This window comes from Moraxella bovis (assembly GCF_025985205.1).
Taxonomy (GTDB): domain Bacteria; phylum Pseudomonadota; class Gammaproteobacteria; order Pseudomonadales; family Moraxellaceae; genus Moraxella; species Moraxella bovis.
Genome location: NZ_CP087840.1, coordinates 2,611,958 through 2,624,814 on the forward strand (window position 1 = coordinate 2,611,958; position 12,857 = coordinate 2,624,814).

Annotated in this window: 12 protein-coding genes; 9 read left to right on the forward strand and 3 right to left on the reverse strand. The window is 41.2% G+C overall.

Annotated features, from left to right (window positions below; translation table 11 throughout):
• Window positions 1-208 precede the first annotated feature (208 nt).
• Genes rlmB through LP107_RS13395 form a run of 3 tightly spaced genes read right to left on the reverse strand, consistent with a single transcriptional unit; the run spans window position 209 to window position 1,719 of the window.
• The gene (gene rlmB, locus LP107_RS13385) at window positions 209-1,045 is read right to left on the reverse strand and encodes a 23S rRNA (guanosine(2251)-2'-O)-methyltransferase RlmB (RefSeq protein WP_112742729.1); all 837 of its coding nucleotides are present in this window, start codon (window positions 1,043-1,045) and stop codon (window positions 209-211) included.
• A 16-nt stretch (window positions 1,046-1,061) separates the two neighbouring features.
• Window positions 1,062-1,463: a type II toxin-antitoxin system VapC family toxin gene (locus tag LP107_RS13390; protein ID WP_158079613.1), complete on the reverse strand. Its 402-nt coding sequence runs from the start codon at window positions 1,461-1,463 to the stop codon at window positions 1,062-1,064.
• Window positions 1,444-1,719, reverse strand: a complete 276-nt coding sequence (locus LP107_RS13395) for a hypothetical protein (RefSeq protein WP_112742730.1) — start codon at window positions 1,717-1,719, stop codon at window positions 1,444-1,446. The genes LP107_RS13390 and LP107_RS13395 overlap by 20 nt, the downstream gene beginning before the upstream one ends.
• Before the next feature lie 106 nt (window positions 1,720-1,825).
• Here LP107_RS13395 and grpE point away from each other — a divergent pair, with 106 nt between their 5' ends.
• From grpE to LP107_RS13440, 9 genes are all read left to right on the forward strand, one after another.
• A complete protein-coding gene (gene grpE, locus LP107_RS13400; protein WP_078273643.1) occupies window positions 1,826-2,344 on the forward strand; it encodes a nucleotide exchange factor GrpE in 519 nt (172 codons plus the stop codon).
• A 290-nt stretch (window positions 2,345-2,634) separates the two neighbouring features.
• Complete coding sequence (dnaK, locus tag LP107_RS13405; protein ID WP_078273644.1) at window positions 2,635-4,551, forward strand: molecular chaperone DnaK; 1,917 nt, start codon at window positions 2,635-2,637, stop codon at window positions 4,549-4,551.
• A gap of 120 nt (window positions 4,552-4,671) precedes the next feature.
• Window positions 4,672-5,043 carry a PT domain-containing protein gene (locus LP107_RS13410; RefSeq protein WP_264682791.1) on the forward strand — a complete coding sequence of 124 codons (372 nt, stop codon included), beginning with the start codon at window positions 4,672-4,674 and terminating at the stop codon, window positions 5,041-5,043.
• Window positions 4,940-6,553, forward strand: coding sequence for a DNA methyltransferase (locus LP107_RS13415; protein ID WP_264682793.1), 1,614 nt, complete (start codon window positions 4,940-4,942; stop codon window positions 6,551-6,553). The genes LP107_RS13410 and LP107_RS13415 overlap by 104 nt, the downstream gene beginning before the upstream one ends.
• Window positions 6,554-6,555: 2 nt before the next feature.
• The gene (locus LP107_RS13420; RefSeq protein WP_228157726.1) at window positions 6,556-9,345 is read left to right on the forward strand and encodes a DEAD/DEAH box helicase family protein; all 2,790 of its coding nucleotides are present in this window, start codon (window positions 6,556-6,558) and stop codon (window positions 9,343-9,345) included.
• An 84-nt stretch (window positions 9,346-9,429) separates the two neighbouring features.
• Window positions 9,430-10,149 (forward strand): response regulator, encoded by a 720-nt coding sequence (locus LP107_RS13425; RefSeq protein ID WP_112742732.1) that lies wholly within the window; start codon window positions 9,430-9,432, stop codon window positions 10,147-10,149.
• Window positions 10,143-11,606: a two-component system sensor histidine kinase CreC gene (creC, locus tag LP107_RS13430; RefSeq protein ID WP_162860453.1), complete on the forward strand. Its 1,464-nt coding sequence runs from the start codon at window positions 10,143-10,145 to the stop codon at window positions 11,604-11,606. Before LP107_RS13425 ends, creC begins: the two co-directional genes overlap by 7 nt.
• 255 nt (window positions 11,607-11,861) lie before the next feature.
• Complete coding sequence (locus LP107_RS13435; RefSeq protein ID WP_078273648.1) at window positions 11,862-12,335, forward strand: ImmA/IrrE family metallo-endopeptidase; 474 nt, start codon at window positions 11,862-11,864, stop codon at window positions 12,333-12,335.
• Window positions 12,332-12,790: a hypothetical protein gene (locus tag LP107_RS13440; protein WP_078273649.1), complete on the forward strand. Its 459-nt coding sequence runs from the start codon at window positions 12,332-12,334 to the stop codon at window positions 12,788-12,790. The genes LP107_RS13435 and LP107_RS13440 overlap by 4 nt, the downstream gene beginning before the upstream one ends.
• Window positions 12,791-12,857: the final 67 nt, after the last annotated feature.

The window sequence follows — 12,857 nt, forward strand, 5'->3', positions numbered from 1 at the left end:
AAAGTTGGGGTGGGGCGATTGGATAAATGAGGGTAGATTTTGGATTTGGTAATTGGCAAATAGGCGTTTTTTAAAAATGCAAGGCATTAGCCAATTAAGATAATTTTTTACCTTATAAATGTGCAATACATTCATATTTTTCACAGGGCAAATGGCAATTTACCCCTTGTGTATCCAAAATAAGACATAATAAGCCAACCCACTTATCCTAACGGCTTCTAAAAACCTCCCACAGCACCATACCTGTCGCCACGCTGACATTGAGACTCTGGGGGCGGTCGGGGCTATCGGTCATAGGGATATAAACCAGCGTATCACACAGCTCGCCTGTGAGCCGTCTCATGCCGTCCCCCTCTGACCCCATGACAATGGCGACTTTTCCGCCAAAATCACACGCCTGCAAGGGCTTGGCACTCTCATCAAGAGCCGTGCCAAACACAAACACGCCTGCCGATTTTAACTTCTCCAAACACCGTGCCAAATTGGTTACCGCCACCACAGGCACGGCATCGCTTCCGCCTACCGAGACTTTGGCAACCGTTGGTGTTAGCCCCACGCTTTGATGACGTGGCACGATGACCGCCGTTACGCCCATCGCACTGGCGGTACGCAAGCACGCCCCAAAATTGTGCGGGTCGGTAATCTGGTCTAACACCAAAAACACCGCATTATCCTGCCCTGCTAGACTATCAAGCTCACTTTCGTCCAACATGGGGCGAGAGCGTGCCGACAGCACCACGCCTTGATGTTGGGGACTGCCACACAGCTCGGTCAGCGTGTCTTTTTGGGCGGTTTGCACCGACACGCCAAGCGATGTGGCAAGGGCGATAATCTCATCATGGTTATCATTGTGATGATTGTCATAACTTTGTACAAATAGGGCTTTGGCATCCATTGGGCGAGTGTTTAAAATTGCTTTAATGGCGTGCGTCCCATAAAAATGGGGTGTGGTGGGTTTTTTGGGTTTTTGGGTGGGTTTTTTGTTTTTTTGAAGGTCTTTTTTGGGGTCTTTTTTGGGGTCTTTTTTAAAGGGTTTTTGGGTCATTGTCATTTTTCCAAAATTAAATCATTACACGAAAGGAATAACCATGAATGCGATAAATGCGAAAATCGCTGTCAATGGTGGCAATGTGGCTTAACGTCTCACGCTGTGCCAAATGCACAAGGCAGGCGTCCGCAAAATCCATTGGAACGTTGCTATATTGGCTCATCAACTCCGCCAATGCTGGCATGTCTTTATGGCTAAATTCAGCAATCTCAATGCGTGCCAAATGCAACCAATTTAAAAACCCTTTACGGTTCATTGGGTTTTTTAACAAAAATAAGGTTTCAGTAACGCACGCCAAACTTGTGATTAACGGCTTTTTATTGTCTTTGATAAATTGAACAGACTTTTTATGATACTTGTCTTTATTATCAAACAACGCCACAAAAACGCTCGTATCAATCAATATTTTTGCCATATTTTTCCAATACCTTTTGTGCAACCAACGTTTTGACATTTTGGCTTAACGTACCGTCTTCACTTTCGGCAAATTGCCCAAACAGCTCTTTACCATGCTCCCATGCCAAATTTTCATGGGGCTGTTGGCCGGCTTTTGGCAATAGGTTTTGGACGTATTGGCTTACGCTTAAATCTTGGGCGTGAGCGTGGGCGATGAGCGTTTGTTCTACGCTGGGCGGTAGGTCTAAAATCAGCATGGCATATCCTAATTGCATTTTGCCCCATTATAACAAAATTTTTGCCCAAACCGACATTATCCCTTGAAATTTTGCCCCATAACCTTTATCAATAAGGGGAATTTTATCCCATTTGGAGAACACCATGAGCGAACAAGAGCCAATCCTAAACGAAAACGAGCAAACCGAACAGGCACAGACGGACGAGCTTGCCAAGCTGATTGCCACCATTGAAACGCTTGAAGCCGAAGTCGCCGATGCCAAAGACGCGGCAGCCCGTGCCAATGCCGAGAGCTACAACGCCCAACGCCGTATGGAACAAGAAACCGAAAAGGCAAAAAAATTCGCCCTACAAAAGTTCGCCAAAGAACTGCTTGACGTCGTGGACAACTTGGAGCGTGGTTTGCAAGCGAGCGAACAAGCAGGGGCGGATGAGAGCGTGCTTGAAGGCTTGCGCTTGACCCATAAATCTCTGCTTAGCGTCCTAGAACGCAATGGCGTGGTTGCCGTGGGCGAAGTGGGTGAGAGTTTCAACCCTGATTTGCACGAAGCGGTGGGCATTTTCCCAGAAGCCGAAAAAGACATCATCGGGCAAGTCCTACAAAAAGGCTACACCCTAAACGAGCGTTCCATTCGTCCTGCGATGGTGCTGGTGGGGGCGTGATTTTAAATCATAGGGAAGTTTGTAAGGTGCATGTCACGCACCGTTTTTAAGATTTGAGCGTTGATTTGGTGTATTGTACACACCTTACAATAACATATTTAAAAGCCATTCCCTTATGGATTTATCCAATATTTTCAAGGCATTAACACAAAATTTTAACAAAATAAATTTTAAAATTTTTAAAAAATTTCTCTTGAAAATCCAAATTTGATACAAATATAACAGAGCAAGTTTGGCAAAACTGTTTTGCAAATTTGCCAGAAATTCACTTAACAAATCGGAGAAAAATTATGGGTAAAGTTATCGGTATTGACTTAGGTACAACCAACTCTTGTGTGGCAGTCCTAGAAAATGGCAACGTCAAAGTCATTGAAAACGCAGAGGGTGCCAGAACCACGCCTTCTATCGTGGCATTCAAAGACGGCGAGACCCTAGTCGGTCAATCTGCCAAACGCCAAGCAGTTACCAACCCCCAAAACACCCTATTTGCCGTAAAACGTCTTATCGGTCGCCGTTATGACGAACAAGCGGTACAAAAAGACATCGGTCTTGTGCCTTACAAAATCGTCAAAGCCGACAATGGCGATGCGTGGGTAGAAGTGAACGGTAAAAAACAAGCACCGCCACAAATCTCTGCTGAAGTTTTGAAAAAAATGAAAAAAACCGCCGAAGATTATCTTGGCGAAGCCGTAACCGAAGCGGTCGTTACCGTGCCTGCTTATTTTAACGACGCCCAGCGTCAAGCCACCAAAGACGCAGGACGTATCGCAGGGCTTGATGTTAAGCGTATCATCAACGAGCCAACCGCCGCCGCCCTTGCCTTTGGTCTTGACAAAAAAGAAGGCGACCGCACCATTGCTGTGTATGACTTGGGTGGTGGTACGTTTGACGTGTCTATCATTGAGATTGCGGACGTGGACGGCGAACAGCAGTTTGAAGTGCTATCTACCAACGGCGATACGTTCCTAGGCGGTGAAGACTTTGACATTGCTTTGATTGACTACCTTGTGGACGAGTTCAAAAAAGAGCAAAACGTCAATCTAAAAGGCGACCCGCTTGCCATGCAACGCCTAAAAGAAGCTGCCGAAAAAGCCAAAATTGAACTGTCAAGCTCAACGTCTACCGAAGTGAATTTGCCATACATCACCGCAGATGCCACAGGCCCTAAGCACTTGGTAGTAACAATCAGCCGTGCCAAACTAGAAGCCTTGACCGAAGAGCTGGTGGCTCGCACGATTGCCCCATGTAAAATCGCCCTAGAAGATGCTGGTCTATCGGCTAGCGACATTGATGACGTGATTCTGGTAGGTGGTCAAAGCCGTATGCCCCTTGTCCAACAAAAAGTGCAAGAGTTCTTTGGTAAAGAGCCAAGAAAAGACGTGAACCCTGATGAAGCGGTGGCAATCGGTGCCGCTATCCAAGGTGCGGTACTCTCTGGTGACAAAAAAGACGTGCTACTGCTTGACGTAACTCCATTGACCCTAGGCATTGAGACGATGGGTGGTGTGATGACAGCAATCATTGAGAAAAACACGATGATTCCTACCAAAAAATCACAAGTGTTTTCAACCGCTGCCGACAACCAACCTGCGGTGTCTATCCAAGTGTATCAAGGCGAGCGTAAAATCGCTAACCAAAACAAACTTTTGGGCAACTTTGACCTAACCGACATTCCGCCAGCACCAAGAGGCGTGCCACAGATTGAAGTTACCTTTGACATCAACGCAGATGGTATCATGAATATTTCTGCCAAAGACAAAGGCACTGGCAAATCACAATCAATCCAAATCAAAGCGGACTCAGGTCTGTCAGAAGAGGAAATCGAGCAAATGGTGCGTGATGCCGAAGCCAATGCAGAAACGGATAAGAAGTTTGCCGAGCTTGCGGGCGTGCGTAACGAAGCGGACGGACGTATCGCAGGGGTACAAAAAGCCCTAAAAGAAAATGGCGATAAAGCGACTGATGAAGAAAAACAAGCGGTAGAAACGGCAATCAGCGAGCTAGAACTTGCGACCAAAGAAGATGACCTGGACGCCATCAAAGCCAAGCTAGAAGCCCTTGACAATGCATTCTTACCAATCGGTACCAAGATCTATAGCCAAGAGCAAGGCGGTGCGGGTGCGGACGCAGGTCAAGCACAGCAAGCCAAACCTGCCGATGACGGTGTGGTAGATGCTGAGTTTACCGAAGTTAAAGATGATAAATAATCTTTTGCTTTAATTCAAAAACAAACCCTCAATGAAAATTGGGGGTTTGTTTTTAAAATCACTTTCTTTTTGGAACAGGTTTGTTTATACTAGTGGGTATTGTTTATTTAAGGAGTTTTTATGTCAGACAATTCACTCAAAAAAGGTCGCTACACCACATACAGCAACAAGATCGGACTGTTCGCCACAGGTGAGCGCACAGGCTTTTTAACATATAACGATGATGTAGTGCTAAATTTCCCCTTTAAAGATACCGTCCTAGAAGCAGGTATGAATAAGGAAGACACAGGGCGAGAAGAACGCTTTTTACACCTAGAAATGGACGGACGAGATATTGATACCCTTTTTGAACCAAAGGTATTGACAAACTTCGCCTATCATGCACACAATGGTGACAACCAACCAACCAACCAACCAACCAACCAACCAACCAACCAACCAACCAACCAACCAACCAACCAACCAACCAACCAACCAACCATTATCGCCTAACTTATTAAACAGTCAAGTAAAATTTTTTGATGATAATGGCAATCTTGCCCAAAATCTACTTATCAAAGGCAATAATCTACTTGCCCTACACTCTTTAAAATCCCGCCTATCAGGGAAAATCAAACTCATCTATATAGACCCGCCTTATTATTTTAAAGAAGCAAAACCACAAGATTCATTCAGATATAATTCAAATTTCAAATTTTCTTCTTGGTTGATATTCATGAAGAACCGCTTAGAGATTGCAAAAGAGTTATTAACCGATGATGGGGTGATTTTTGTACACACCAATGAGGATGGGAATGCATATTTAAAAGTTTTAATGGACGAATTATTTCTACGAGAAAATTTTGTAACTTGTTTGCCAAGAGTAACCAAAAAGGGTGGGAAATCGACTGATGTTTTTGCTGACAATCATGATTATGTTTTAGTTTACTCAAAAATAAACAAAAAAACTGGTTTTTATCCTATGCTGCATAACGATAAAGGATTCAAAAATCAAGATGAATTTTTTGAAACAAGAGGTTTTTACAAACTAAATCAGACTTTAGATTATGATTCTTTACAATATTCTAGCTCCTTAGATTATCCAATAAAAATAAATGGTGAAGTATTTTATGCTGGTGGCAACAAAGAAAGATACATAGAACGAAAAAATGGTAATCATCTAAGAGCTGACTGGGCGTGGCGTTGGAGTAAAGACTTATTTGAGTTTGGTTTAAATAATGGCTTTATTGAAATAAAGAGAACGAAAAACGGTGCAAGAATTTATACCAAAACTTATCAAAATGTTAAAATTGAAAATATCAATGGGGATTATCAGATTGTTGAAAAAGAAAGAACAAGAGCGACATCAACACTTGAATTCAGCGAAAGTCTTTATTCGAATGATAATGCAACCAAACATATGAATGATTTATTTCCAAAAGGAACCTTTGAATACACAAAACCTGAAAGTCTAATTCATCAAATAATTGCTTTAACAACCAACCCAAATGACATCGTCCTAGACTATCATCTAGGCTCTGGTACAACTTGTGCGGTCGCTCATAAAATGGGTCGGCGTTGGATTGGCATTGAACAGATGGATTATATTGATGACATTACCAAAACTCGCCTGTTAAAAGTATTGCAGGGAGAACAAGGCGGTATTAGCAAAGCGGTAGATTGGAATGGCGGTGGGTCGTTTTGTTATTTTGAACTTAAAAAATACAATCAATATTTTATTGATAAAATCCTAGTCGCAAATACCATGGGTGAGCTGGATACGGTCTATAATGAAATGGCAAAAAATGCGTTTTTTAAATTTTGGTTTGATAAAGAAAAATTTCAAAAAGCCTATAAAAAAGACAAAGACGACAATCAAATCAGCCTAGACGACAGAAAGCAAATACTCATTAGTGTCTTAGATGAAAATCAGCTCTATCTAAATTACGCCGATATGGGCGACAGTCGCTATCAGGTTAGAGATGATGAAAAAGCCTTATCAGATGCATTTTATGGAGAATAACAATGGCAAAAAAGACACAATTAAAACACACGCTGGGCGATTTTTTATTTAATCAAATAAAAAACAGTAAGGAATATCAAGATTGGGCAGATGAGTTTGAATTACCTAATTTTATCACTGATAATCTTGCCAAGATGCTCCGCGATTATCAAATCAATGCCATAAAGCAGTTTATTTATTTGTATGAAAATCACGGCATAGAAAAAGCCAAACATCTTTTATTTAATATGGCAACAGGCACAGGCAAAACCTTGACAATGGCAGGGATTGTGCTGTATTTGTATGAGCAGGGTTATCGTAATTTTGTGTTTTTGGTACATCAATTACAAATCAAAGACCAAGCGATAAAGAATTTTACCGAGCCTACTTTTGAAAAATATCTATTTAAAAAACAAGTCAAGTTTAATGGCAAAAGCATTCCCATAAAAGCCATAGACCGATTTGAAGACACCAAAAAAGACGGCATTAACTTTATGTTTTTTAGTACGTCTTTATTATACACACGCCTGATTAACCCAAAAGAAAATGCCATTACTGCCAATGATTTTGTCAAAAATTTGACAGTGATTATCGCTGATGAAGCTCACAGGTTAAATGTAGATACTCGCAAAAAGACCGAAGTAAATGATGAAAATAACTGGGAAAAGGCGGTGCAATCGGTATTGCACGCCAATCCAAAAAATCTATTATTAGAATTTACCGCAACGGTGGATTTAAAAAATGAAAAAATCCATAAAAAATACAGCGATAAACTTATTTATAAATACGACTTTTTGCAATTTAATAAAGACAGATATAGCAAACAAGTTAATTTTTTGTATAACGAAGAGACACAAATAGAAGATCAAAAAAGACTGCTTATTGTCAATGCGGTGGCAATGAGCGAATATCGCCGTCTGTATGCCGAGCGTGAAATGGGCGTATCTATTAACCCAATCATACTGATTAAATCTACCAAAATCGCCCAAAGCGAAGAAGATAGGGCATTTTTTCATAAAGTCATTCATTCGCTAAGAGTAGAAGATTTTAATCATCTAAAAGCAATGAGTGAATACAAAACTGATTTGTTAGACACTCAATTTATGTTTATCAAACAAATGTTTAATTGGTTAAATTCCAAACAATCATCGTTTATCGGTATTGGTGGATTGATTACTGCGATTAAAGAGCGATTTAGTGAAAACAACACGATGATTTATAACAGCAAAACCAAAGAGCGAGCTGATTTATTGCCATTATTGGACAGCCCTAGAAATACCATAAGAGCGATATTTTCGGTCAATGCCCTAAATGAAGGTTGGGACGTATTGAGCCTATATGATATTATTCATTTTGATATTTCGGCAACCAAAAAAGTATCATTGCAAGACATTCAGCTGATTGGGCGTGGGGCGAGACTTTACCCCTATCAATTACCCAAAGCTTATCATAATGGTGATGATTTATTTAGCGACAATCATCGTTATGAATTTAACCCCTTTAAACGCAAATTTGACAACGCCCCTGATGCACAAGGGCGGATATTAGAGACCTTCTTTTATCACTTTGTCAAAACGGGGGTATTTTTAGAAAACTTGCAAAAAGATTTATTGGGCGAAGGCATTATCAATGAAGGCGTAGAGAAAAAAACCATTCGCCTAAAAAATGACTTTATGCAAAGCCAAACTTATCAAAAAGGTTTTGTACTCGTCAATAGCCAAGAATATCGTAGAAAAAATAAAGACAGCGAGATTGATTTGACATTCAAAAGACAAATCATCGCCAGCCCCTATCAATTACACGCCAATGCCCTAACCGATAAAGAGCAAAATAAAACCTTATCGGCAATCAAATACAAAAACATAAAAATCACGCCTGAGTATTTTTCAGAGCATTTATTAAGAAAAGCCTTAGTTGGTGCTGAAAATAACTTTTTTCGCTTAAATAATCTAAAAAATCACATCATCGGCATAAAAAGCATTGATGAGATGATAGAGCATTATTTGCCAATGCATGATATTCAATATGGCTATATTCACGGTAAGGACATTCACGAATTAAATGCTAATGAAAAGTTGCAGTTATTAGTCGGTAGTATTTTGCCAGAAGTGCGAAAATCCATTGATAAGTATATGCCATTGGTTACGGGCAGTTCGGTGTTTAGACCAAAATCTTTATCATCTATTTTTAAAGAAGAGAAAAATATTTATCTGGTCGCTTATCCCAGCATAGATAAAAATACAGGCGAAAAAATATTTCACGCAACCGATGAGCGAGCTAAAGCACAAACCAATCACGATAATGCACAGTTGGCATTTGACATTAAAACAGCCGATTGGTATGCGTATAGTGAAAACTATGGCACTAGTGAAGAAAAACGCTTTGTTAAATATATCGCCACGCAAATTGATGAATTAAAAAATAAATATCAAGGGGCGGAGATTTATCTTATTCGTAATGAACTCGATTATTATCTGTTTAATATAGAAGACGGTCGCAGATTTAGCCCTGATTATATGATGATAATCAATGATATTGCCAATCAAAGTGTCTATTATCAATGCCTTTTTGAACCAAAAGGCGGACATTTATTACAAAAAGACGAATGGAAAGAAAAAGCCTTGATTGCTTTGAATGATAATAGCGAAATTCGTTTTGAAGATAATGTCTTAGATGACACCAATTATCGGCAGTATTTGGCGGGTATGACAAATCACGGTTATCAAGAAATCAAATGTTTGGGCTTTAAATTTTTTAATAGCGACACACGGGGTGAGCACGATTTTGGAGCGGATTTTAATACAAGATTATGAAAAATCCATGAAAAATCCCCACACCCCACAAAAATTCATAATTTTGGCGTATAATGGTGGTAACTCAACATCATATGCCACACCATGCACATTCTCATCATCGAAGACGACCCCGCCATTGCCACAACCTTGCGTTTTGCCTTAGAGCGTGAAGGCTATACCGTGTCATGGGCGGACACGGTTGCCAAAGTCGCCCCCTGCCTTGATACGCCACGCCTTGACGCTGTCGTGCTGGACGTGGGATTGCCTGACGGAGACGGTTTTGGCGTGTGCCAAATGATACGCCAAGGCGACAGGCACGCCCACGCCCCCATACTGTTTTTGACGGCACGCACAGACGAGATAGACCGCATTTTGGGCTTGGAGCTGGGGGCAGATGATTACATCGCCAAGCCATTTAGCCCCCGAGAGCTGATAGCACGGCTAAAAGCGATATGGCGTAGAGAAAATATCTTTACCCAAAAATCGGATAAAGCCGATAAATCAGACCCTGCCCACACCGACTTTACCAAAACCACAGGCAGACACATTTGGCATTATCAAGCCTGTGATTATTCACTTTTTCTAAATAATCATGCCTTGACCTTATCAAAAACCGAGCTTGGTATCATGCTGACTTTGCTTGCCAACCCCACGCACATTCTAAGCCGTGAGCAGATTTTGGCAAGTATCTCCGACCACCCCGAACACCGCCTATCACGCACCATTGACAGCCACATCAAAACCTTACGCCAAAAACTGGGCGATTTGTGCGATGATGAGATGATTGTAACCCATCGAGGCTTGGGATACAGCCTGTGCTAAATTTTCATCGTCTGCTTGACCGCATTTTTAAAAAACGCCTAAGTTTTAGCATTTTTGTGCGGATATGGCTGACCTTTGCCTTGATTACCCTGTTGTCATCGTCCCTTGCCCTATATTATGTCCAAAAAACGGTGCGACCGTCCGCCAAACGGGTGGTAGAAGACAGCCTTGTGGATACATCGGTGCTACTGTCGCACATCGTGGCAGATGACGTGGCAAATTTATCAAAAGATGAATTAAATCAAACTCTTAACGCCAAATTATCCCACGCCTTTACCAACCCTGATGAACCGCTTTGGTATCATCAAAAATCCAAAAGCACCTACCACATCTATATCACGGACAGCACAGGCGTGGTCATCTATGACAGTCGTGGGGCGAGCGTGGGGGCGGATTTTAGCCGTTGGAATGACGTGTATCTGACCTTGCGTGGCAAATACGGGGCAAGAAGCACTGACATCGGCGGGCATTCGGTCATGTATGTGGCAAGCCCGATTGTCTCAGACGGGCGGATAATCGGTGTGGCATCCGTTGGCAAGCCCACCCAAACGCTCATTCCTTATATCAACAAAAGCACCGATGAAATTATTAAGATTATCTTATCAATTATGGCAATCACGCTTGCCACCGCCACGCTCATGGCATGGTGGTTAAGACGCAGCATAGACAGCGTAAACCGCTACACCAAAGGGCTTGCCAGTACCGCACCACCCCATTTTTATCTTGGGCGAGAGCTGAACGAACTCATGGCAAGCATTCACGCCATGAAAGACACCATAGAAAACAAAGCGTACGTGAGCGAGTACGTCCACACGCTCACGCATGAGCTAAAATCCCCCCTGACCGCCATTCGTGCCAGTAGCGAGATTTTGACGGACGAGCTGAGTCTTGCCGAGCGTGAGCAGTTTACGGGCATTATCCTATCGCAAACGGACAAATTAACCGCCTTGGTGGACAAACTTTTGACCCTTGCCAAGATTGAACAGCCCACCTTTAAACTTACCATGAGCGATGTTGATTTGGACGCACTCATTCAAACCTGCCTAAATCAGCAGTCGGCAACCCTAAAACAGCTTGGCAAAACCGTGCAATTTGACAAAAGCGGTATTCATATCCGTACCGATGAATTTTGGCTGACCCAAGCGGTGCAAAACGTCATTGACAACGCCATTTATTATGGCAAAAGTGCGATAGCCATTCATATAAGCCAAACCGAGACGGATACCTTTATCCATATCAAAAATGACAGCGACACGCTGGACGACTTTATCATCAAGCGAGCCTTTGAGCGGTATTTTAGCATAGGCAAATCCGCCCAGCAAAAAAGCACGGGACTTGGGCTGACGCTGGTTAAGCAAGTGATAGAGCTTCATGGCGGGGCGGTGAGTTTTGGGCAGGATAGGGGCAACGATGTGGTTGTGGTGATGAGAATTCCGATTACATATATTTACAAATAGAAATAATATAAAAACAGTATTGTATTTGGATTGTTAGAATATTTTTTCTATATAAAATCAATGAATTATATAAAAAGCAACAAAAAAATACACATATTATGCACAAATAAATCTCACAAAATGCTTGCAATTTTGTCAAAAATACCTTATTTTATACATAATAGCCTTATGTGTGTCCGACCAATTTTACACATATTCTTAGGTTGGGTAACTTTTTGTTACCTATTTTTTTATCTCTACATTTTGGAGTAAATTATGAGCCGTGCTGTAAAATACGCCCAAAGTGTACTAAAACACTATTGGGATAAGCAAATACCCATACAACCAGAGCGTATGATTGATAAGATTGACGATTTGGAAATTCGTTATGAGAACTTAACAGACAACATTTCTGGTAAGGTGAATTATGATTTTGATATTAAAAAATACATTATTACTGTCAATGAAAATCACCATGAAAATCGCCAAAGATTTACCATAGCTCATGAATTGGGGCATTATGCCCTAAATCATGGCTCAAAAGAAGATATTCTATACCGCAATGGAGAAAGCGACCCTGATGAGATTGAAGCCAATGCTTTCGCTGCTGAAATCTTAATGCCAACTGCTGTCATCAGACATTTAATTTTTGAAAAAGACATTACAACGGTACAAGAACTCGCTCAAAAATTATGGGTGTCCGAGCAAGCCATGTTGTATCGCCTAAAAAATCTAGGATTGATTTCATGAGCAAGATTGGCAACCATAACATTCAACTAAGTCCACCAGAACAGGCACCGCCAGCATCTGCAACAGTTAATATTGCCAATGACGATATTAGCGAACTATCGCAACAAGCCAAACTTAATCAAGAGCGAATTACATTATTTCGTTATGCAGTTTATGGTGCTTTATTTGCCTTTTCTATACTCATAGTGCTATTATGCTGTGTTATTTATGAGTATATATCGCTGTTAAGATCAAACCAAACGGCGATATTATCTAGCAACTTTTGGCACATTCCTTTAATGATTGCTGTTATGGCGACATCTATTTTATATGCCACCTTAAAATCTTCCGCTCATTTTGGTGAAAACAAATCTCAAAATGACAAACAAAATACTGACAGCCTATCCGTTATTGGCAACCTTCCTATTTGGCAAGAGTTGATTGATACCATTAAATCCCTAAAATCATCTAAATAATCTAAATTTTCCACACATTTTCCATAAAACCACCCCATTTTTCCATCATTTTTGCACAGACGATTTT

Bases quoted from the DNA above. Each gene is read 5' to 3' on its own strand.
- LP107_RS13435 (WP_078273648.1), top strand. From the start codon at position 11,862: ATGAGCCGTGCTGTAAAATACGCCCAAAGTGTACTAAAACACTATTGG.
- LP107_RS13415 (WP_264682793.1), top strand. From the start codon at position 4,940: ATGGTGACAACCAACCAACCAACCAACCAACCAACCAACCAACCAACC.
- LP107_RS13410 (WP_264682791.1), top strand. From the start codon at position 4,672: ATGTCAGACAATTCACTCAAAAAAGGTCGCTACACCACATACAGCAAC.
- rlmB (WP_112742729.1), bottom strand. From the start codon at position 1,045: ATGACCCAAAAACCCTTTAAAAAAGACCCCAAAAAAGACCCCAAAAAA.
- grpE (WP_078273643.1), top strand. From the start codon at position 1,826: ATGAGCGAACAAGAGCCAATCCTAAACGAAAACGAGCAAACCGAACAG.
- LP107_RS13425 (WP_112742732.1), top strand. From the start codon at position 9,430: ATGCACATTCTCATCATCGAAGACGACCCCGCCATTGCCACAACCTTG.
- LP107_RS13440 (WP_078273649.1), top strand. From the start codon at position 12,332: ATGAGCAAGATTGGCAACCATAACATTCAACTAAGTCCACCAGAACAG.
- LP107_RS13420 (WP_228157726.1), top strand. From the start codon at position 6,556: ATGGCAAAAAAGACACAATTAAAACACACGCTGGGCGATTTTTTATTT.
- dnaK (WP_078273644.1), top strand. From the start codon at position 2,635: ATGGGTAAAGTTATCGGTATTGACTTAGGTACAACCAACTCTTGTGTG.
- LP107_RS13390 (WP_158079613.1), bottom strand. From the start codon at position 1,463: ATGGCAAAAATATTGATTGATACGAGCGTTTTTGTGGCGTTGTTTGAT.
- LP107_RS13395 (WP_112742730.1), bottom strand. From the start codon at position 1,719: ATGCAATTAGGATATGCCATGCTGATTTTAGACCTACCGCCCAGCGTA.